Annotated in this window: 17 protein-coding genes; 14 read left to right on the forward strand and 3 right to left on the reverse strand. The window is 66.0% G+C overall.

Annotation, left to right across the window (positions count from 1 at the left end):
* The first annotated feature begins 55 nt into the window (after positions 1-55).
* The 7 genes from nusG to adhP all read left to right on the forward strand — a co-directional run bounded on the left by nusG (position 56) and on the right by adhP (position 6892).
* On the forward strand, positions 56-853 hold the full coding sequence (gene nusG, locus ACFQ91_RS08465) for a transcription termination/antitermination protein NusG (protein WP_009379122.1): 798 nt from the start codon (positions 56-58) through the stop codon (positions 851-853).
* Between the two features lie 214 nt (positions 854-1067).
* Complete coding sequence (gene rplK, locus ACFQ91_RS08470; protein ID WP_009379129.1) at positions 1068-1505, forward strand: 50S ribosomal protein L11; 438 nt, start codon at positions 1068-1070, stop codon at positions 1503-1505.
* A 64-nt stretch (positions 1506-1569) separates the two neighbouring features.
* Positions 1570-2265, forward strand: coding sequence for a 50S ribosomal protein L1 (gene rplA, locus ACFQ91_RS08475; RefSeq protein ID WP_009379130.1), 696 nt, complete (start codon positions 1570-1572; stop codon positions 2263-2265).
* 199 nt (positions 2266-2464) lie between these two features.
* Positions 2465-3736 carry a GAF domain-containing protein gene (locus tag ACFQ91_RS08480; RefSeq protein ID WP_376870875.1) on the forward strand — a complete coding sequence of 424 codons (1272 nt, stop codon included), beginning with the start codon at positions 2465-2467 and terminating at the stop codon, positions 3734-3736.
* A 100-nt stretch (positions 3737-3836) separates the two neighbouring features.
* Positions 3837-5360: an aldehyde dehydrogenase family protein gene (locus tag ACFQ91_RS08485; protein ID WP_259786995.1), complete on the forward strand. Its 1524-nt coding sequence runs from the start codon at positions 3837-3839 to the stop codon at positions 5358-5360.
* The gene (locus ACFQ91_RS08490) at positions 5360-5773 is read left to right on the forward strand and encodes a DUF779 domain-containing protein (RefSeq protein WP_172706987.1); all 414 of its coding nucleotides are present in this window, start codon (positions 5360-5362) and stop codon (positions 5771-5773) included. The genes ACFQ91_RS08485 and ACFQ91_RS08490 overlap by 1 nt, the downstream gene beginning before the upstream one ends.
* Positions 5774-5869: 96 nt before the next feature.
* The gene (adhP, locus tag ACFQ91_RS08495; RefSeq protein WP_259786990.1) at positions 5870-6892 is read left to right on the forward strand and encodes an alcohol dehydrogenase AdhP; all 1023 of its coding nucleotides are present in this window, start codon (positions 5870-5872) and stop codon (positions 6890-6892) included.
* A 129-nt stretch (positions 6893-7021) separates the two neighbouring features.
* On the opposite strand, the gene ACFQ91_RS08500 is transcribed toward adhP, so the two are convergent.
* Positions 7022-8308 (reverse strand): DDE-type integrase/transposase/recombinase, encoded by a 1287-nt coding sequence (locus tag ACFQ91_RS08500; protein ID WP_259786989.1) that lies wholly within the window; start codon positions 8306-8308, stop codon positions 7022-7024.
* Positions 8309-8486: 178 nt separating this feature from the next.
* Positions 8487-9644: an ISAs1 family transposase gene (locus ACFQ91_RS08505; RefSeq protein WP_259786987.1), complete on the reverse strand. Its 1158-nt coding sequence runs from the start codon at positions 9642-9644 to the stop codon at positions 8487-8489.
* A 396-nt stretch (positions 9645-10040) separates the two neighbouring features.
* On the opposite strand from ACFQ91_RS08505, the gene rplJ reads away from it, so the two are divergent.
* The 5 genes from rplJ to ACFQ91_RS08530 all read left to right on the forward strand — a co-directional run bounded on the left by rplJ (position 10041) and on the right by ACFQ91_RS08530 (position 14384).
* On the forward strand, positions 10041-10574 hold the full coding sequence (rplJ, locus tag ACFQ91_RS08510; protein WP_259786986.1) for a 50S ribosomal protein L10: 534 nt from the start codon (positions 10041-10043) through the stop codon (positions 10572-10574).
* A gap of 59 nt (positions 10575-10633) precedes the next feature.
* Positions 10634-11020, forward strand: coding sequence for a 50S ribosomal protein L7/L12 (rplL, locus tag ACFQ91_RS08515; RefSeq protein ID WP_259786983.1), 387 nt, complete (start codon positions 10634-10636; stop codon positions 11018-11020).
* 138 nt (positions 11021-11158) lie between these two features.
* A complete protein-coding gene (locus ACFQ91_RS08520) occupies positions 11159-12400 on the forward strand; it encodes a hypothetical protein (RefSeq protein ID WP_259786982.1) in 1242 nt (413 codons plus the stop codon).
* Positions 12397-13218: a hypothetical protein gene (locus ACFQ91_RS08525; RefSeq protein ID WP_259786980.1), complete on the forward strand. Its 822-nt coding sequence runs from the start codon at positions 12397-12399 to the stop codon at positions 13216-13218. Before ACFQ91_RS08520 ends, ACFQ91_RS08525 begins: the two co-directional genes overlap by 4 nt.
* Positions 13215-14384 carry a hypothetical protein gene (locus tag ACFQ91_RS08530; protein WP_259821085.1) on the forward strand — a complete coding sequence of 390 codons (1170 nt, stop codon included), beginning with the start codon at positions 13215-13217 and terminating at the stop codon, positions 14382-14384. Before ACFQ91_RS08525 ends, ACFQ91_RS08530 begins: the two co-directional genes overlap by 4 nt.
* 110 nt (positions 14385-14494) lie before the next feature.
* On the opposite strand, the gene ACFQ91_RS08535 is transcribed toward ACFQ91_RS08530, so the two are convergent.
* Entirely contained in the window at positions 14495-15394 is a 900-nt protein-coding gene (locus tag ACFQ91_RS08535) for an MBL fold metallo-hydrolase (protein WP_259821084.1), read from the reverse strand.
* Between the two features lie 130 nt (positions 15395-15524).
* Between ACFQ91_RS08535 and ACFQ91_RS08540 the strand changes: the two genes are divergently transcribed.
* Positions 15525-16592, forward strand: coding sequence for a GNAT family N-acetyltransferase (locus ACFQ91_RS08540; protein ID WP_259821081.1), 1068 nt, complete (start codon positions 15525-15527; stop codon positions 16590-16592).
* Positions 16593-16798: 206 nt separating this feature from the next.
* A complete protein-coding gene (gene rpoB, locus ACFQ91_RS08545) occupies positions 16799-20278 on the forward strand; it encodes a DNA-directed RNA polymerase subunit beta (protein WP_259821079.1) in 3480 nt (1159 codons plus the stop codon).
* Positions 20279-20290 lie beyond the last annotated feature (12 nt).

Raw genomic sequence — 20290 nt, forward strand, 5'->3', positions numbered from 1 at the left:
CACATCCTTCGGACACGCAAGCCGTCCGACTACACGCGAAGCGAGGAATTGATCGGTGTCGGATACCAGTTCACCCGAACAGGACGCCCCTGAGACTGAGGTCGACGCGCCTGAGACCGAGACGGTCGAGGAGTCGACGACCGAGGCGACCGCCGACGTCGACGCGACCGCTGCCGATGAGGCACCGGCCGAGGACTCCGCCGCTGACGATTCCGCCGAGTCCGGCGACGACGTCGACCCCGCCGAGGAGTTCAAGGCCGAGCTGCGGATGCAGGAGGGCGACTGGTACGTCATCCACTCCTACGCCGGCTACGAGAACCGCGTGAAGCAGAACCTTGAGAACCGCGCCGTGAGCCTCAACCTCGAGGACTTCATCTTCGAGTCGCAGGTCCCCATGGAGGACGTCGTCGAGATCAAGAACGGTCAGCGCAAGCAGGTCCGCCGTGTGCGCGTGCCCGGCTACGTGCTCGTCCGGATGGAGCTCACCGACGAGTCGTGGGGCGCCGTGCGCCACACCCCGGGTGTGACCGGCTTCGTCGGCAACGCCTACGACCCGGTCCCGCTCTCGATCGACGAGGTCTTCACGATGCTCGCTCCCGTCTTCGAGGAGCGCCAGGCCGAAGCCGCTGCCGCTGAGGGCGTGGCCGCCGAGGCTGCGGCGAAGTCCGCCCCCATCACCGAGGTGGAGTTCGAGGTCGGCGAATCCGTCCTCGTCAAGGAGGGCTCGTTCGAAGGCCACCCCGCCACGATCCAGGAGATCCGCCCGGACTCCCAGAAGCTCACCGTGCTGCTGTCGATCTTCGAGCGCGACGTTCCCGTCGAGCTCGGCTTCGACCAGGTCTCGAAGCTCTGACCCGACCAGCGCACACCATCGCAGGGGCCCGGTTCCGACCGGGCCCCTGACGCGTTCTTCCACCCTGTGTTCCCGCTCACAACCATTTGCCCGAAGCCGGGCGAGCGTGGAATGATGGTGTGGTTTGATTGTCGGCCCTGTATCGGCAGGTCGGCATCGGATGATGCGCCGCGTTCTCTCGGCGCATGGACACTCTCAAGATTAAGGACCGCACATGCCTCCCAAGAAAAAGGTAGCCGGCCTCGTCAAGCTCCAGATTCAGGCAGGTGCCGCCAACCCGGCGCCTCCGATCGGTCCGGCGCTTGCCCAGCACGGCGTCAACATCATGGAATTCACGAAGGCGTACAACGCTGCGACTGAATCCCAGCGCGGGAACATCGTTCCCGTCGAGATCACGGTCTACGAAGACCGTTCGTTCACCTTCGTCCTCAAGACCCCGCCGGCCGCGGAACTCATCAAGAAGGCCGCCGGCGTGAAGTCGGGTTCGGCGACCCCGCACACCGTCAAGGTCGCGCACCTCAGCGCCGACCAGGTCCGCGAGATCTCCACGACGAAGATGCCCGATCTCAACGCCAACGACCTCGACATGGCCGATCGCATCATCGCGGGCACCGCTCGTTCGATGGGCATCACCACCGACATCGAGGTCTGAGACCAGACATCCCACTGTGGCAGGGCGGACGCAGCCCCGACCACGACTGCAAGGAGAGAAGCAGATGGCAAAGCGCTCGAAGGCCTACCAGGCCGCGGCTGAGAAGATCGCCGCAGATGTGAAGTACGAACCGGCTCAGGCGATCGACCTGGCCAAGGAGACCTCGGTGGCGAAGTACGACGCCACCGTCGAGGTCGCCCTCCGCCTCGGGGTCGACCCCCGCAAGGCGGACCAGATGGTGCGCGGCACCGTCAACCTCCCGCACGGCACCGGCAAGACCGCCCGGGTCCTGGTGTTCGCCGCCGGCGACCGTGCAGAGGCAGCCCGCGAAGCAGGTGCCGACTACGTCGGTTCCGATGACCTGCTGGAGAAGGTGGCCGACGGCTTCACCGACTTCGACGCAGCGGTTGCGACCCCCGACATGATGGGCAAGGTCGGACGTCTGGGCAAGGTGCTCGGTCCCCGCGGCCTCATGCCGAACCCGAAGACCGGCACGGTGACCATGGACGTCGCCAAGGCCGTGTCCGACATCAAGGGCGGAAAGATCGAATTCCGCGTCGACAAGCACTCGAACCTCCACTTCATCATCGGCAAGGCCTCGTTCTCCGAGCAGGCCCTGCAGGAGAACTTCGATGCTGCGATCGAGGAGATCCTCCGCCTCAAGCCGTCCTCCTCGAAGGGCCGCTACATCACGAAGGCGACGATCACGACCTCGAACGGTCCCGGCATCCCGGTCGACGCAGCCGCGCTGCGCGCCTGATTCCGACCGTGGAGTGATCCGCGCCTGAAGGGCGGGAAGTGAGTCTCTCACTTCCCGCCCTTCGTCGCATCTGCGCCTCTTCGCCTCCCACGGGTCCTCACGTGCGCCGGTGACCTTGCTCACGTTCGTCGCAGCCGATAGATTGGGATGACCCCAGTGACCTGCATGACGACCGCCGACGGAGGTGGAGCGGACTGCGATGAGCACGACACCGCTGCTGCACGACGACTATCAGCTCATCGTGCGTCGGGCCCACAGCGACCTCGCCGCACCCAACCCTGAGCGGCGCGGCGTCCCCGGGGTGCGATCGACGGTCCTCGAGTCCTGGACCCGTTCCCTCGATCGACTCGGCGACCCGTCCGGCGTCCGTGCCCGGGTGGCCTATGAGGACGCTCAGCTCGCCGAGGTGCGCCGCCGTCATCCCTTCCACTCGATCATGCCGCTGCTGCGCTCCCACCTCATCGAACCGGCCACCGGCGCGGGCCTCCTCGTCGCCCTCGGCGATGAGCAGGGATGTCTGCTCTGGGTCGAAGGGGAGCGGTCTGTGCGCGAGCGTGCAGAGTCGATGGGCTTCGTCCCCGGCTCCGACTGGTCCGAGGATGCGATGGGCACCTCGGCACCGGGTCTCGCCCTCCAGTCGCGGTCGGCCGTCCAGATCAGCCAGGCCGAGCACTTCGCCAGCGACGTCCACGCGTGGAGCTGCAGCGCGGTGCCCGTCACCCATCCCGGCACCGGCGAGGTCATCGGCATCATCGACGTCACCGGGGGAGACGATGCCGTGTCCTCGATCGTCCTGCCCCTGCTCGGGTCGACCGCTCAGGCCGCCGCCGCAGGCCTCTCCCGGCTCTACCGCGCCGATGCCGCCGAGGCGGGGGACCGGGACTCCGCCGCCCGCGTTTGCCTCGCGGTCAGCGGTTCGGCTCCCGCCCTGACCGGGCCCGACGGCGCGCGCATCGAACTCTCGAAGCGCCACGCCGAACTCCTCCTCCTGCTCCACCGCAGCCCTGCCGGGCTGACCAATGCCGAACTCGCCGATCGGCTCTGGCCGACCGGAGGCAGCGACGTCACCGTGCGCGCGGAGATTGCGCGCCTGCGCAAGACGATCTCCGCCCTCAGCGACCTCGAGGTGGCCGGACGGCCCTACCGCCTGGTCGGCGATCTCGACAGCGACGTCGACACCGCCCATCGGGCCCTGGGCCAGGGCGACGTCGAGACCGCACTCGAGGCCTACCGCGGCCGGGTGCTTCCCGACTCCGACGCCCCCGGGGTGCGGGAGATCAGCGGCGAGCTCGAGGCGCTGCTGCGCGAGACCCTGCTCCAGGACGGGACCTGGCAGCAGCTGTGGCGCTTCGCCAGGCTGCCGGAGAACCAGTCCGACACCGAGGTGCTCATGGCCGTCCTCCGGCTCGCCCCGCCCGACGCCCCCGAGCGCACCGCCGCACTCGTCCGTCTCGAGGCGCTCGGCAGCTGAGGTCCCGCCTCGGCGATGCAACGCTCATGCAACGTTGCCCTCTGTAGCGTGATCGTCAATCGGGGATCACTCCCGAGGACATCGCAGCAAAGGAGTTGCCATGACGGTATACGCACGGCCGGGCGAAGACGGCTCTCTCGTCACCTTCAAGCCCCGGTATGAGAACTACATCGGCGGGGAGTGGGTGCCGCCGACGAACGGGAACTACTTCGACAATCCCACGCCCGTGACCGGGCAGGCCTTCACCGAGGTGCCCGCGAGCACCGCCGAGGACATCGAACTCGCCCTCGACGCCGCCCATGCCGCGGCCCCCGCGTGGGGGAGGACCTCGCCGACGGAGAGGGCGAACATCCTGCTCCAGGTCGCCGACCGGATGGCGGAGAACCTCGAGATGCTCGCGGTCGCCGAGACCTGGGACAACGGCAAGGCCGTCCGGGAGACCCTCAACGCCGACCTGCCCCTGGCCGTCGACCACTTCCGGTACTTCGCCGCGGCGATCCGCACCCAGGAGGGCGGGCTCTCCCAGCTCGACGAGCAGACCGTGGCCTATCACTTCCACGAACCGCTCGGCGTGGTCGGGCAGATCATCCCGTGGAACTTCCCGATCCTCATGGCCGTGTGGAAGCTCGCCCCGGCGCTCGCGGCCGGCAACGCCGTCGTCCTCAAACCCGCCGAGCAGACTCCGGCCTCGATCCTCGTCCTCATGGAGCTCGTCGGCGACCTGCTGCCGCCCGGCGTCGTCAACGTCGTCAACGGCTTCGGGCTCGAGGCAGGCAAGCCGTTGGCCTCGAACAAGCGCATCCGCAAGATCGCGTTCACCGGTGAGACAACCACGGGCCGCCTGATCATGCAGTACGCCTCGCAGAACATCATCCCCGTCACCCTCGAACTCGGCGGCAAGAGCCCGAACATCTTCTTCGACGATGTCATGGCCAAAGACGACGCGTACTGGAACAAGGCGCAGGAGGGCTTCACGATGTTCGCCCTCAACCAGGGCGAGGTCTGCACCTGCCCGTCCCGCGCGCTCATCCAGGAGGGCATCGCCGCGGACTTCCTCGAAGCCGTCGTCGCCCGCACGGAGAAGATCGTCCAGGGCAACCCCCTCGACACGGACACGATGATGGGCGCCCAGGCCTCGAACGACCAGCTCGAGAAGATCGTCTCCTACCTCGACATCGGCAGGCAGGAGGGCGCCGAGGTGCTCATCGGCGGCGAAAGGGCCGAACTCGACGGGGACCTCTCCGGCGGCTACTACGTGCAGCCGACGATCTTCAAGGGCGACAACGGGATGCGCATCTTCCAGGAGGAGATCTTCGGCCCCGTCGTCTCGGTGACGACGTTCTCCGACTACGACGATGCGATGCGCATCGCCAACGACACCCTCTACGGCCTCGGCGCCGGTGTGTGGAGTCGGGACGGCAACACCGCGTACCACGCCGGCCGTGACATCCAGGCCGGTCGCGTGTGGGTGAACAACTACCACGCGTACCCGGCGCATGCCGCCTTCGGCGGATACAAGGCCTCGGGCATCGGACGCGAGAACCACAAGATGATGCTCGACCACTACCAGCAGACGAAGAATCTGTTGGTCAGCTATTCGGAGAACGCACAAGGGTTCTTCTGATGCCAGAGAACACTGCGGAAGTACTCGAATCAGCACCGACGCTCGAAGGTGAGAACCGTTCACGTGTGAAGATGACCCAGGCTGCCGTCGACCTTCTGGCGGGGCTGGTCGCCGAACACGGACAGCTGATGTTCCACCAGTCTGGGGGATGCTGCGAAGGCTCATCGCCGATGTGCTTTCCCGCGGGAGAATTCCTCACCTCGGACGCGGACGTGCGGCTGGGACATTTTGAGCTGCCGTTGCCCGACGGGCAACACTCGGGACTGGACTTCTGGATGTCGGCCGAACAGTTCGAATACTGGAAGCACACCGATCTGACGATCGATATCGTCCCCGGACGAGGAAGCGGCTTCAGCGTCGAAACTCCGACGGGCAAGCGTTTCATCATCCGTTCGGAACTGAGGGAGGGGTAGTCGAAGTCTCGCACAGGCCCACACCAGGGCATAAGAAGATTGCAATTGCATGAAACGGGGTGTCTCCCCGGACGCATCATCACAAAGGAGTAGAAGATGTCAGCTATGAAAGCAGCAGTAGTCACAGAATTCGGCAAGGACCTCGGCGTCGGTACCAGTAACGAGATTCCCGAGCCCGGTCGTGGTCAGGCGCTCGTCAAGCTCATCGCCTCAGGCGTGTGCCACACCGATCTCCACGCCGCTCACGGTGACTGGCCCGTCAAGCCGAAGATTCCGCTCATCCCCGGACACGAGGGTGTCGGCGTCGTCGAGAAGGTCGGTGAGGGCGTCACGGACGTCGAAGTCGGACAGATGATCGGCAATGCCTGGCTGTGGAGCGCGTGCGGCGAATGTGAGCACTGCCGGCAAGGCTGGGAGACGCTTTGCCAGAGCCAAACATACGGTGGCTATACCGTTGACGGCTCTTTCGGTGAGTACATGCTCGTCGACACGAAGTTCGCTGCACGGATTCCCGATGGGGCCGATCCCTATGAGATCGCTCCGGTTCTCTGCGCCGGCGTGACCACCTACAAGGGGCTCAAACGCACAGAGGTCAAGCCCGGGCAGTGGGTCGTCATCTCGGGCATCGGAGGACTCGGGCACATCGCTGTGCAATACGCCGTGGCCATGGGCATGCGCGTCGTCGCTGTCGATGTCGCCGATGACAAACTGGCCCTGGCCAAGAAACATGGTGCAGAGATCACGGTCAACGCTTTCGGAGAAGACCCTGCCGAGGTCATCCAGGAGAAGATCGGCGGCAGCCATGGCGTCCTCGTCACTGCCGTTCACCCGTCTGCTTTCGGACAGGCCATCGGAATGACTCGTCCTGGCGGAACGATCGTCTTCAACGGTCTGCCGCCCGGCGACTTCCCGGCCCCGATCTTCGACATCGTTCTCAAGGGGCTGACGATTCGCGGTTCGATCGTCGGAACCCGTCAGGATCTGCAGGAAGCCATTGACTTCTACGCTGCCGGGAAGATCCATCCGACGTTCACCAAGCGGCCGCTCGAGGACATCAACGCGATCTTCGACGAGATGGAGCACGGAAAGATCGACGGACGCATCGTGATCGAATACTGACGAATCAGCCAACCCCGCACCGAACTACCTGACGGCGGCTCAGCAACCTCGCGCGAGGTTGCTGAGCCGTGTGTTGTCTTGTCACTTATCGGACAGTGTTCGTACCGACTTATCGGACAGTCTCGGTAGTCACTTCTCGGACACCGGGTGGGTTTTTCGCAGTGATTCAACTCCCGAGGGCAGACGACCACGGTCTCCGTTGACGAACCTGCCGATCTTGGTGACGTTGAGGTGGCGCTGCTTGGGCAGCGGCAGATCAATGGTCGCGATGAGCTCACCGTAGGGGACGAGATAGAACTCGAGATGGGTGCCCTTGTCGATGATGAGCAGCTCGTGTCCCTCCCAGGCGTAGCCGAACGTGATCTCGTGTCTGCGGAACTTGATGAAGCCACCACGGTGGAGGGACCTGGTCGAGTATTCGAAGCTCAGATGTCCCCGGTCATCGGTTGTGGTGTAGCGGTCGACCAGTGTTTCGGGGTCGATGGGTTCGTTCGGTGGGTCGATCTTCGGTGCCGCCTCCCAGGCCGCGGCCGGGGTGATGCCTTCCCCGAAGGCCTGGTGCTGCCGGTGATGGTTGTAGTGGGCCCAGAAGTCGCTGAGCACGGTGTCAAGCTCCTGACTCGTCTCCGGTTTCATTGCCTGCAGACGTTTGCGCACGGGTTTGTGTGCGCTTTCGATCTTTCCCTGATTCTGTGGGTGGTAGAACGGTCCTGGGGTGACGATGATGCCTTGTTGAGCCATCGCGATGTCCACGGCACCGAGCATCCCGAAGCGTTGCAGGCTGAACCCGCGGGAGTTATCGCACAGGATCTCTCGGGGTTTGCCGTTCTCGGCGATCGCCTCGTTCAGGGTCGATAGGACCGTGTCCGTGGTCTCCCCGTCGGGTGCTTCGCACAGGGCCAGCATCTTGCGGCTGCAGTCGTCGATGAGTTGGAGGATCGTGAATACCTCGGTGGTGGGAGCCTGGTAGACGAAGCCGTCGAGTTGCCAGAGTTCGTTGGTGGAGGTCTTCTGGAAGCGTTTGATCGCAGAGTGCGGGCGTTTTCTGGGATTGAGGCGGGTCAGCTGCTCGGTGCGGAGGAAGTCCGCGATCCTCGAGGTGCTCGGGATCAGGTGGGCGGGGTGGTCGTTGCGGATGAGTGTCCACTTGATCGATCGGGGGCCGTCGTCATAACCGGCTGCGGTCAGCTCCTGCCGATACTGTCGCACCAGTTCCCAGGTCAGGTCCGGGTAGATGGTGTGAGGGTTCTTCGGGGCCGTGGAGGCAGGGGCTAAAGGCTGGGACTCGTTCTTGATCCGGTAGTAGGAATCGCGGGAGATGTGGTGGTCACGGCAAAACGATGAGACGGTGTCGGTTTCGGAGGGGTGGTGGGCAAGGATTTCTCGGCGCTGGTGTGTTGTCAGTCGATCAGACATGCTCCCAGACTGTGTCCGATAAGTCGGTACCGATGTTGGTGTCCGATAAGTCGGTACGAAGACTGTCCGATAAGTGACTGAGGACTGTGTCCGAGAAGAACGTGTACAACACAGAGGTTGCTGAGCCGCCGTCAGGTAGTGGAGGAGGGAGCTCGGTGGGTGGATTGGCAGGGCCTTTTCAAAGTCGGGTGATTTCGATGGCGAGTTCGGGGTGTCGGTTGTAGTAGCGGCTGGCCGCGGCGATATTGGTCTGTCCTGCCAACCGGTGGATGCTGATGGCGAGGTTGCGTAAGACTGCCATGACGCGGGCACCGCCGCCGGTCCGGACTTGGGAGCGGTCCTCATCGAACGTTGTGTCACGGACCCAGTGGAGACGGTTCTCGATTCCCCAGTGTCCGCGTAGCAGCCTGGCCAGATTCGCCGCGTCGGCGGTCTCGTGCGTCAGCGAGGTGATCGCGTAGACGATTTCTCCGCTGTCGTCTCGGTCTGTGCCGGATTGGCTGCGGTGAAGGCGCATGATCTGGGCCGCCTGCGGGAATGTGATGCGTAAGGGACACTCCAGCACGGTGGCGTGCCAGCCGCTGATGCGGCCGTGGGCTTTCTCGTTGCAGGTGTACTGGGGGTCAGTCCGGGCCCAGGAGGCCTGGGCGATCTGGGTGTGCAGCGACTTGGCGTTGGTTTTGACGGTGAAGAGGTAGTGGCCGCCGCGGGCGGTGATAGCCTCAGCCTGCTGGGCCAGTGTGTGAAGGGCATCGGCGGTGATCACGCGAGAGTCGAGATCACCGAGTTGGTCGAGCAGGCCGGGCAGGTGCGGGATCTCGTTGGTTTTGGCGTCGACGCTTTCCTGGCCGATGACCGTGCCGGTCGAATGGTCGAACGCGGCCATGAGGAACACACGGTCATGGTCGACGTGTTTGGCCCCGCGGACTTCCTTCCCGTCGACGGCGATCGCTTTCAGGCCGGTGCCGGTAGGAGTCGTGCCGGCAGTTCGTTGGGCGATCCATTCAGTGACGACGGTGTCGAAGGCTGCCGCATCCATCTGGGCGGCTATCCGGTGGATCGTCGCGACCGAGGGCGCTGTTGTGGTGTGGGTGAGCACGCCGCGGGCGCAGGCATCGGCGGCCCATTCAGCGATCCCGGTCAGGGTGGACTGGCCGCTGATGACCGCGGCTGTGAATATGAGAAGAAGCCCGGCGAAGGGGTAGCGGATACCGCGGCGATGGCGTGGATCGGTCAGAGCCGACAATGCCTGGCGCAACGACGGCAGATCGGCGTCGGTGAAGTCGGTTACGAGTGTCGAGTGGCGGGTGAGCATTGTGGTGGGGGAAGATGACACCAGAGGCTCCTGTTCCTCGGTGGGTTGTGGTAGACATCACCGTGGTAACAGGAGTTCTCTCGTTCTCATCGCCCGCCACGCCGGTCATGGGCTGCCTTCTCCTTCCACGGGAGCCCATCCCGACTTTGAAAAGGCCCTGGTGGATTGGACTTGCCGGGATGGACTCAGATAAACTTGAACCACCCAAGACCGTCGGTCTCTGTGGATCCATCGAAGTTCGCCATCGAATCTCGATGCCCGCAGACGAAGACTCGCAAGCGAGTGACCCACGCAGGTGAGCACGAGATACTTCCGCACGATTCGCACGAATCGAACGGCCAAGCGTTTCACGCCTTCCTGCGTGGAGCGCTTTTTTGCATTGTCGGGGAAGGCCGGACGACTTATGAAAGGAACACCATGGCGAGGCCAGACAAGGCAGCCGCAGTCGAGGAGATCAAACAGCAGTTTGAGAACTCCGACGCTGTGTTGCTGACCGAGTACCGCGGTCTCACCGTCGCGCAGATGAAAGAACTGCGCGTCTCTCTCGGTGAGAACGTCAGCTACGCCGTGGTAAAGAACACGCTGACCAAGATTGCAGCCAAGGAAGCCGGGATCACCGGTCTCGATGAGCACCTCAATGGGCCCACCGCGATCGCGTTCGTCACCGGCGAACCACCCGAGGCTGCCAAGGCTCTGCGTAACTTTGCCAAGGCGAACGACAAGCTCGTGGTGAAGGGCGGTTACTTCGATGGAACCGCACTCAGCCCCGAACAGGTCAACCAGCTCGCCGACCTCGAATCCCGCGAAGTGCTGCTTGCAAAGGCAGCCGGTGCCATGAAGGCAAGCCTCCACCAGGCGGCTTACCTCTTCACCGCTCCGCTGGTCAAGGCCGCGCGCACTGTCGATGCCCTCCGCGAGAAGCAGGACGACGCTCCTGCTTCGGACGCCTGAGCATCACCCCAAACCGAACCGGTCGCTGATCGTGACCAAAACAGGAAGGACTAGCCACCATGGCTAAGCTCACCACCGACGAGCTCCTCGAAGCTTTCAAGGAGCTCACCCTCATCGAACTCTCTGAGTTCGTCAAGAAGTTCGAAGAAGAGTTCGACGTCGAGGCTGCCGCACCGGCCGCCGCCGTCGTCGCTGCCCCTGCCGGCGGAGCCGGAGAGGCCGCTGCCGAAGAGCAGACCGAATTCGACGTCATCCTCGAATCGGCCGGCGAGAAGAAGGTTCCCGTCATCAAGGAAGTTCGTGGACTCACCTCCCTCGGACTCAAGGAAGCCAAGGACCTCGTCGACGGAGCTCCCAAGGCCGTCCTCGAAGGCGCTTCGAAGGAAGACGCCGAGAAGGCCAAGGAGACCCTCGAGGCTGCCGGCGCCACCGTCACCCTCAAGTGATCCTCTCCGCGGCAGTCTGACTGACCGCGGAACCGCGAACCCCGCAGCCTCACCGGCTGCGGGGTTCGTCGCATCCTGATCCTGATCCGCAACAGCTCGGTGACACCGACCGAGTCCGCACACCCTAGAGTGGGAGCCATGACGACGACCGACCGCCTGCTCGGGCAGCTGCGGGACCGCATCCGCGGCGCGTGGGACACCGGCCCTCTCTTCGTCGACCCGATCATCGAGCCCGGGCTGACCGATCGGCAGCGGTCCGCGGTCGAGACGGCGACCGGTGAGGCCGCGACATTGGGGTTCCCCGTCTTCGTCGCCCTCGTTCCGCCGATCGGGTACCGGTATCAGGACGAGTGGGACGCGTTCACAGCCGACCTCGCCTACGAGATGTTCGACCAGACCGGTGCGGACACGACCCTCGTCCTCTTCTCCGAAGCCGAGAGCGCAGCCCGCAGCAAAGGCTATGTCGTTGACGAGAACGGTCCGGCCGTCCCCCCGAACTCCGATCAGCTGCAGGTCTCGAGCACCGGAGACTTCCTCCCCGTCGAACTCGCCGTCCCCTTTCACCTGACGACCCTCGTGGCCGCTGCGAAGGGCGACCCCTTGCCGCCGCTGCCGGACTTCGACCCCGTCGACGTCGGTGATGACAACGGCGACTACATCGAAGCGACCGGTGTCGACCGCGGCGATCCCGACGGGATCGTCTTCGCCGCCACCTCGCTCGCCGCCCTCGGACTCACCGCCTGGGTGCTCACCCGACGTACGAGGTACCGGTGGAAGGCGACGCTGACGACCGCCCCGGAACTCGTCCGCAGTCATCGGCTCGTCCCCGAGGTCACCCGCGCCCTCGAACCGTTCCCCGAACCGAGAAGCGCTGACGACTCACGCTGGGAGATCCGCGACCGCGGCCTGCGGGTGCAGCGGGCCATCGAAGCGATCACTGCGGCCCACCCCGACTGGGCGAAGTCACCGGACCACTCCCACCGGCAGGCGATCCTCGCCCTGGTCCGGACCGACAGAGCACTGCGGGCGTTGGTCTCCCGCGATCGACCGTCCTCCGCAGAGGCCCTGCCCGCCTTCTGCTACTTCTTCCCCGCCCACGAGAAGCCCGTGGAGAGCATCGCGTGGAAGCAGTCGGGGACGGTGCTCACCATCGATGCGTGCCGGACATGCATCGCCGACCTCGACGCCGGGCACGATCCCGTCTGCCTCATGGTGCCGAAGAACCCGGATGCCCCGAGTTCGAGTCCGGTGCCCTACTTCCGACGCGACGACGCCTATGCGCTCTCCGGATTCGGCAGCTTCACCGCGCTCGAGGACGCGATCGCAGACCTCGGTGTGCCGGGCGCCGGGGCCACGATGCGAACAGGAGACCGGAGATGACAACAGGCATTCTCACCGACCCCCGTCGTCGTGGGCAGTCGAGCGGCGTTCGGTCCCGGCTCGTCCGCATCGTCATCGCGGTCCTCGTCTTCTCCGCTGTCACGGCAGGGGCGATCATCTGGAGCGTCTCCCGGTTCGACGATGCGAGGGCCGAACGCATCGACCGCGCGAACAGCGACGACATCCGAGTCGACTCGATCTACGACGACCGCATCGAGAGTCGCTTCGATGCCGACTACGACCGATCCCGCTACCGCACGATGGCCGAGGGATTCGCCTCCGCCCCGATCCTCGTCGACGAGTATCAGGCATGGGCGGTCGATGACGCCGAGCTGAGCACCCTGCGGACGGAGCTCGAGGGGCTCGACATACCCACCTACGTCGCGTTCCTCTCACTCTCCGATCTCGACGACGCCGACGGCGACGCGAAGCTCGTCGCCGCTCGCATCGCGCGAGAGCTGCCCGATGAGAAGGCGACGGTGGTCGTCCTCGGCGGCACCGGCGTGGACTTCGCCGAGAAGGGAATCGACCGCAGACTCGGCGTCGAGTACCCTCAGCGGACGGAGAAGACCACCGCTGTCGGCTGGGCGCTGGCCTGGGTGCGCGCGCTGAACGCCGCGGAGGTCGATGAACCCTACACCGAACTCGAGGTGGTCCCCGAGCCCCGCGAGAAGCAGCGCCCGGAGGATCTCGCCTACAACCCGGGTTCCGCGGTGGCAGGCGCTGCGTTCGGTCTCATCACCGGCGGCGGGATCGCCGCAGTGACCGTGGCGATCGTGCGGGGGATCCGCTCACGTAAGAAGGACGTGGCCCGATGACGACCGCAACCGGACAGGAGATCGCGGCGGCGCTGAAGACCGACCCGTTCTGGATCGACCCCGCCGTCGCCGACCAACTCAATCCTGCACTCCTGGAGAAGGCGAAGACGACGGCCGAAGGCCTCGATTTCCCCGTCTACGTCATCGCCGTCGATGACCAGTCGGTCGACCGTGAGCTGCTTCAGCAGGTCAAGGTCTTCCACGGCGGTGAGGGCGCCTTCATCATGATCAACGGCACCGACGGCCTCGCCGCCGACCAGACCTTCTCCGACTCGAAGCAGAAGCTCGAGGTGATGGACCAGTACCTCAACGGCATGGACGAGTGGAACTACTCGACGCCGTCGACGACGAAGCTCAACATCCTCCTCGGCTACTACGCAGACCCGCAGCCGCGCGATGACACCGAGGCGGTCACCGGGCAGGACGTGCCCGGCAGCGAAGTCGTCGACTCCGGGAACTCGGGGTCGTTCGCCCCGCTCTTCCTCGGCGGCGCGATCCTCGTCCTCGCCCTCGTCATCGCCGGCATCTGGCTCGCGCGCTCGATGCGGCAGCGCGCCGATGAGCGCCGCCGCACGGATGCGTTCCGTCTGCCCGCACGCCTGCTCGACCGTGTCGACAGTCTGCAACGGGGCGCCCTGCGGGAGTCGATCAGCGCCGAGACCACGGCGCTGGCCGAGACGATCGACCGTCTGCACACAGCCGACCTCGACCGTGAAGGCGGCGACCGCGTCGAACGCGCACTCGACGCCTACCAGATCGCCCGGCGCATCGTCGACGACCCCGAGGCGGCGCGGATCGATCTCGCCGGTGCCATGGTCCTCATCCGGCAGGCGGGCCGGGAGATCGCCGAGGTGCAGCGCGGCCGGCGGAAGAAGCGCAGCGCCCGTTCGGGTCTGCCGGAGAGTCTGTGCACCGTCAACCCGCTCCACGGGGAGGCGCAGACGACCTCACGCGTCGACGCCGACGGGCAGAGCGTGCGCGTGCCGGTGTGCCGCACGTGCAGCGCCGACCTCGCCGCCGGGCGCGAGCTGCAGTGGATCTTCGACGGCGACCGCCCCTACGTCGAGTCGCCGAGCGTGTGGTCGCGCACGCTCTTCGGTGCGATCGGCGGCGATCTCGTCACCGCCCTCCATCGCGAGCGTCCCGAGTTCGACCGCGAGGTCTGACCACGGGTCCATCCGCTGCGAGCCACCGGCTTCCAGCGGCGTTTCCCGGACCTTGAGTGTCGATTCCGGGCTCTCGGATCGACACTGGGCGTCCGAAAGTCGAGGCCGCCTCACTCCACCGGCAGCGTGATCTCCCGCGGGACCACCCGGTCGAACTCGCCGGGCATGACCCGGGAGGGCAGGGTCACCTCGGCGTCGGGACCGTGCTCATGTTCCTGCGCGTCCTCCCACACGTCCTCACTGTCGGCACCGAAGCCCCCGGTCGACAGATCGGCGCCCGAGCGCTGTTCGGGCACGGAGGCGAGCCGGAATCCGTCGATGTCAGCAAGCTGCCGTTCGGCGAACGCCCGGTCGACCGGGACGCCGTGCCCGGGGACGAAGACCTCGGCCCCGGGGAGGGCGAGCAGCGCGTGGAGGCTCTCGACCCAGTGGCTCAGGGACGCGTCGGCGCCAGCCTGCGGGGCCGCGCCCTCCTCGACGAGGTCACCGGTGAAGACGATGCCGGCCTCGGGGAGACTGACGATGACATCGGCCGTGGAGTGTCCGCCGAGCACGGAGAGCTCGATGGGGAAGTCGCCGAGGTCGACCACCGTTGGCCCCGCACCCGCCTCGGCGATGGGGGTGACCTCGACGAGGAGGTCACCCGGATCCGCAGGCAGCTCGCGTGCGAACGCGGCGGTGTCGGGATTGGTGCGCAGCGCGTCGAGGGCGATCCACGTGCTCGCGGCCTGATCGGCGGCGAAGGCGGGGGAGGCGAAGACCCGGTCGATGCCGGCGGCGACGAGGGCGGCCGCACCGAGGTGGTGGTCCCAGTGGTCGTGGGTGATGACGAGATCGATGGGGGTGACGATCTCGTTGGCCGCGCGGCTGAGTTCGGCGGCGCGCGCGGCGAGGGCGGCCGCCGAGGCGGGGCCGGGACCGGCGTCGACGATGAGGCTGCGATCGGAGCCGGTGATGAGGGCGCAGTTGACGGCGGCAGGATCGAACGTGAGCACGGTGATGGTCGTCATGGCCCCAGTGTACGGGCGGGCACCGGCCCGATCTCGGGTCCGGCGGCACGCGCTCCGGTCGACACCGTAGACTCGCTCACGGAGCGCCCCGCACCGCGGCTGGCGCTGGCACACGAGGACAAGGAGATCGATGGAGATCACGCACATTCCCGCCGGAACGCTCCCGGAGTCCGAGATCGAGGACACCGTCGCCGAGGTGGTCGCCTTCGACCGCGTCGTCAACTCAGCCTCGGGTCTCGGTCCCGACTTCGACCCCCGCTCCGCGGAGGTGCGCAGGCAGCTGCAGCGGACGAACGACTATACGACGCACGCGCTGTGGCTCGGCCGACTCGGCGGAGACATCGTCGCCAAGGGCATCGCCTACCTCGACCTCCAGGACAATCAGAATGCCGCGGAGATCCACGTCGCAGTCCACCCCGAGCACCGCCGGCAGGGGCTGGGATCCGAGCTGCTCGCCGTCATGGAGGAGCAGCTGGCCGGCGAGGGGCGACGGACGCTGACGAGCTTCGCCGAAACCCCGGCCGGTGTCGTCGACCGGGAGCCGCGCACCGCGCGGATCGCGGCCGCCTCGGGGACGGGGGCGCTGCCCTCGGCCCTGCCGGAGGTCGCCTTCGCCCGGGCCCACGGGTACTCTCTGCGCCAGCTCGAACGCTGCTCGGTCGCGCGGATCCGCGAGGTCGGGGACGACCTGGTCGGCGGGGGAGAGGTCGCCGCCGACGGCTATGCGATCCTCACGTGGGCCGGACCCACCCCCGAGGAGCACCTCGAGGCGCTCGCCCTCCTCCAGCGGAGGATGTCGACGGACACGCCCGGGGCCGCTGACCTCGAGGAGGAGGAGTTCTGGGACGCCGACCGGGTCCGCGCGAACGACGCCGACCGGGAGGCCTCCGGCAAACGGCTGATGACGGCGCTGGCGATGAAGGGCGACGAGGTCGCCGGCTACACCCAGGCCGCCCACTTCGCCGAGCGGCCCGCCGTCGGCGACCAGGGCGGGACGCTCGTCATCGCTGAGCACCGCGGACACGGCCTCGGCGCCCGGCTGAAGAGGGCCAACCACGCAACGTTGCTGCAGGAGTCAGAGGTCGAGCGGGTCTACACCTGGAATGCGGCGGAGAACTCGTGGATGCTCGCGATCAACGACCTCGCCGGGTTCGAGACCTACGCGTGGACGAGCGTGTGGAAGAAGATCACAACCTGACCTTGCGGGACTTGACCGAATGCTATAAGCTTGATATTTGCGTTGCCGTGCCTGTGGCGTGCCTTCATATAGCGGGGGGCAGGTCAGTTCCACTCCAGTCAACCACGTTGTCGCCCGGTGTCGAAATCGACACTCCCGGAGCCAGACGACCGGTGTGAGGGTGGGGTCGCGACGCATCAATTGGTGAAGCACTCGGAAGGATCCCATTGGCCGCCGCCAACGACAACACCAGGACCGCTAACCCCCCCAAGAGAATCTCGTTCGCGAAGATCCGCGAACCCCTCGAGGTTCCCGACCTGCTCGGCCTCCAGACCGACAGCTTCGACTGGCTCATCGGCTCGGAAGCGTGGCAGGACCGCGTCGCCGAAGCCATCGAGATCGGAGACGACTCCGTCGCGACCACCTCAGGTCTCGAGGACATCTTCGAAGAGATCTCGCCGATCGAGGACTTCGGCGGATCGATGTCGCTGTCGTTCCGCGAGCACAGGTTCGAAGCTCCCAAGTACTCGATCGACGAGTGCAAGGAACGCGACATGACCTACTCGGCGCCGCTCTACGTCACCGCCGAGTTCATGAACAACAACACCGGTGAGATCAAGTCCCAGACGGTCTTCATGGGCGACTTCCCGCTCATGACCGACAAGGGCACGTTCATCGTCAACGGCACAGAGCGCGTCGTCGTCTCCCAGCTCGTCCGCTCGCCCGGCGCCTACTTCGAGTCGAGCGTCGACAAGACCACGGACAAGGACATCTTCTCAGCGAAGATCATCCCCTCCCGCGGCGCCTGGCTCGAGTTCGAGGTCGACAAGCGCGACCAGGTCGGCGTCCGCCTCGACCGCAAGCGCAAGCAGTCCGTCACCGTCCTGCTCAAGGCCCTCGGCTGGACCGAGTCGAAGATCCTCGAGGAGTTCGGCGAGTTCGAGTCCATCCGCGAGACGCTCGCGAAGGACACCGTCTCCACGCAGGAGGAGGCGCTGCTCGACATCTACAAGAAGCTGCGTCCGGCCGAGCCCGCGACCGCCGAGGCTGCGCGCAATCTGCTCAACAACCTCTACTTCAACCCCAAGCGCTACGACCTGGCCAAGGTCGGCCGCTACAAGGTCAACCGGAAGCTCGGCGTCGACGCCCCGCTCTCGGACTCGGTGCTCTCGGTCGACGACATCGCCGCGACCATCCGCTACCTCGTCTCCCTCCACGCCGGAGTCGAGACGACGAAGGGTGAGCGCGACGGCGAGGAGATCGAGCTGCGCGTCAAGCTCGACGACATCGACCACTTCGGCAACCGTCGCATCCGCGCGGTCGGCGAGCTCATCGAGAACCAGGTCCGCACGGGCCTGTCCCGCATGGAGCGCGTCGTGCGCGAACGCATGACCACCCAGGACGTCGAGGCCATCACGCCGCAGACGCTGATCAACATCCGTCCTGTCGTCGCCGCGATCAAGGAGTTCTTCGGAACCTCGCAGCTCTCGCAGTTCATGGATCAGAACAACCCGCTCGCGGGTCTGACCCACAAGCGCCGCCTCTCGGCGCTGGGACCCGGCGGCCTCTCGCGCGACCGCGCGGCGATGGAGGTCCGAGACGTCCACCCGTCGCACTACGGCCGCATGTGCCCGATCGAGACCCCCGAGGGTCCGAACATCGGCCTCATCGGTTCGCTGGCCTCGTACGCCCGGATCAACCCGTTCGGCTTCATCGAGACCCCGTACCGCAAGGTCGTCGACGGTGTCGTCACGGACGAGACCGAGTACCTCACCGCCGATGACGAGCTCGACTACAACATCGCACAGGCCAACGCCCCGCTGACCGACGATCAGCACTTCGCCGAGGAAGAGGTCCTCGCGCGTCCCAAGGGCGGCGGCGGCGAAGCCGAACTGGTCCTCCGCGACCAGATCGACTTCATGGACGTCTCCGCACGTCAGATGGTGTCCGTCGCCTCGGCGCTCATCCCGTTCCTCGAGCACGACGACGCGAACCGCGCCCTCATGGGTGCGAACATGCAGCGTCAGGCCGTGCCGCTGGTCATGTCCGAGGCCCCTGTCGTGGGCACCGGCATGGAGTACCGTGCGGCCGTCGACGCCGGCGACGTCATCGTCGCGGAGAAGGCGGGCGTCGTCACCGAGGTCTCGGCTGACTTCGTCACCGTCCTCGCCGACGACGGCACGATGCAGACCTACCGGGCCTCGAAGTTCAAGCGCTCGAACCACGGCACCTCGTACAACCAGCGCATCATCGTCGACGAGGGCGACCGCGTCGAGACCGGTGCCGTCCTCGCCGACGGACCGTCGACGGAGAACGGCGAGATGGCTCTCGGCAAGAACCTCCTCGTCGCGTTCATGTCGTGGGAGGGCTACAACTTCGAGGATGCGATCATCCTCTCGCAGCGCCTCGTCCAGGACGACGTCCTCTCCTCGATCCACATCGAGGAGCACGAGGTCGACGCCCGCGACACGAAGCTCGGCGCCGAGGAGATCACCCGGGACATCCCGAACATCTCGCCCGACGCCCTGGCCGACCTCGACGATCGCGGCATCATCCGCATCGGCGCCGAGGTCACCGACGGCGACATCCTCGTCGGCAAGGTCACCCCGAAGGGTGAGACCGAGCTGACCCCGGAGGAGCGTCTGCTCCGGGCGATCTTCGGTGAGAAGTCCCGTGAGGTCCGCGACACCTCGCTGCGCGTGCCCCACGGCGAGATCGGCACCGTCATCGGCGTGCGCGTCTTCGACCGCGAGGACGACGACGAGCTCTCGCCCGGCGTCAACCAGATGGTCCGCGTCTACGTCGCCCAGCGACGCAAGATCACGATCGGCGACAAGATGGCCGGCCGTCACGGCAACAAGGGCGTCATCTCGACGATCCTGCCGGTCGAGGACATGCCGTTCCTCGCCGACGGCACCCCCGTCGACGTCATCCTCAACCCGCACGGCGTGCCCCGTCGTATGAACATCGGCCAGGTGTTCGAGATCCACCTCGGATGGATCTCGAAGCAGGGCTGGAAGATCGAGGGCAGCCCCGAGTGGGCCGAGGAGCTTCCGCAGCTCGCCCGCGAAGCCGAGGCCGGCACGAACCTGGCCACCCCGGTCTTCGACGGTGCCCACGAGCAGGAGCTGCGCGGACTCCTCGATGCCACGACCCCGAACCGCGACGGAGATCGGCTCATCGACTCCTCGGGCAAGGCCCAGCTGTTCGACGGTCGCTCCGGTGAGCCGTTCCCGTACCCGATCTCGGTCGGCTACATGTACATGCTCAAGCTCCACCACCTCGTCGACGACAAGATCCACGCGCGTTCGACCGGACCGTACTCGATGATCACCCAGCAGCCGCTCGGTGGTAAGGCGCAGTTCGGCGGTCAGCGCTTCGGTGAGATGGAAGTGTGGGCCCTCGAGGCCTACGGTGCCGCGTACACGCTCCAGGAGCTGCTGACGATCAAGTCGGATGACATCCCGGGCCGTGTCAAGGTCTACGAAGCCATCGTCAAGGGCGAGAACCTGCCCGACCCGGGGATCCCCGAGTCGTTCAAGGTCCTCATCAAGGAGATGCAGTCCCTGTGCCTCAACGTCGAAGTCCTGTCTTCCGACGGCGGCCAGGTCGAGATGCGCGACTCGGAGGACGAGGTCTACCGAGCAGCTGAAGAGCTGGGCATCGACCTGTCCTACCGCGAAGCCCAGACCGTAGAAGAAGTCTGAGCACTTCCACTC

Origin of the sequence: Brevibacterium sp. NPDC056726 (assembly GCF_042790515.1) — a bacterium.
Taxonomy (GTDB): domain Bacteria; phylum Actinomycetota; class Actinomycetes; order Actinomycetales; family Brevibacteriaceae; genus Brevibacterium; species Brevibacterium sanguinis.

Bases quoted from the DNA above. Each gene is read 5' to 3' on its own strand.
- ACFQ91_RS08530 (WP_259821085.1), top strand. From the start codon at position 13,215: ATGACGACCGCAACCGGACAGGAGATCGCGGCGGCGCTGAAGACCGAC.
- ACFQ91_RS08480 (WP_376870875.1), top strand. From the start codon at position 2,465: ATGAGCACGACACCGCTGCTGCACGACGACTATCAGCTCATCGTGCGT.
- ACFQ91_RS08520 (WP_259786982.1), top strand. From the start codon at position 11,159: ATGACGACGACCGACCGCCTGCTCGGGCAGCTGCGGGACCGCATCCGC.
- ACFQ91_RS08490 (WP_172706987.1), top strand. From the start codon at position 5,360: ATGCCAGAGAACACTGCGGAAGTACTCGAATCAGCACCGACGCTCGAA.
- ACFQ91_RS08500 (WP_259786989.1), bottom strand. From the start codon at position 8,308: ATGTCTGATCGACTGACAACACACCAGCGCCGAGAAATCCTTGCCCAC.
- rplK (WP_009379129.1), top strand. From the start codon at position 1,068: ATGCCTCCCAAGAAAAAGGTAGCCGGCCTCGTCAAGCTCCAGATTCAG.
- rplJ (WP_259786986.1), top strand. From the start codon at position 10,041: ATGGCGAGGCCAGACAAGGCAGCCGCAGTCGAGGAGATCAAACAGCAG.
- rplL (WP_259786983.1), top strand. From the start codon at position 10,634: ATGGCTAAGCTCACCACCGACGAGCTCCTCGAAGCTTTCAAGGAGCTC.
- ACFQ91_RS08540 (WP_259821081.1), top strand. From the start codon at position 15,525: ATGGAGATCACGCACATTCCCGCCGGAACGCTCCCGGAGTCCGAGATC.
- adhP (WP_259786990.1), top strand. From the start codon at position 5,870: ATGTCAGCTATGAAAGCAGCAGTAGTCACAGAATTCGGCAAGGACCTC.
- ACFQ91_RS08525 (WP_259786980.1), top strand. From the start codon at position 12,397: ATGACAACAGGCATTCTCACCGACCCCCGTCGTCGTGGGCAGTCGAGC.
- ACFQ91_RS08485 (WP_259786995.1), top strand. From the start codon at position 3,837: ATGACGGTATACGCACGGCCGGGCGAAGACGGCTCTCTCGTCACCTTC.
- ACFQ91_RS08535 (WP_259821084.1), bottom strand. From the start codon at position 15,394: ATGACGACCATCACCGTGCTCACGTTCGATCCTGCCGCCGTCAACTGC.
- rplA (WP_009379130.1), top strand. From the start codon at position 1,570: ATGGCAAAGCGCTCGAAGGCCTACCAGGCCGCGGCTGAGAAGATCGCC.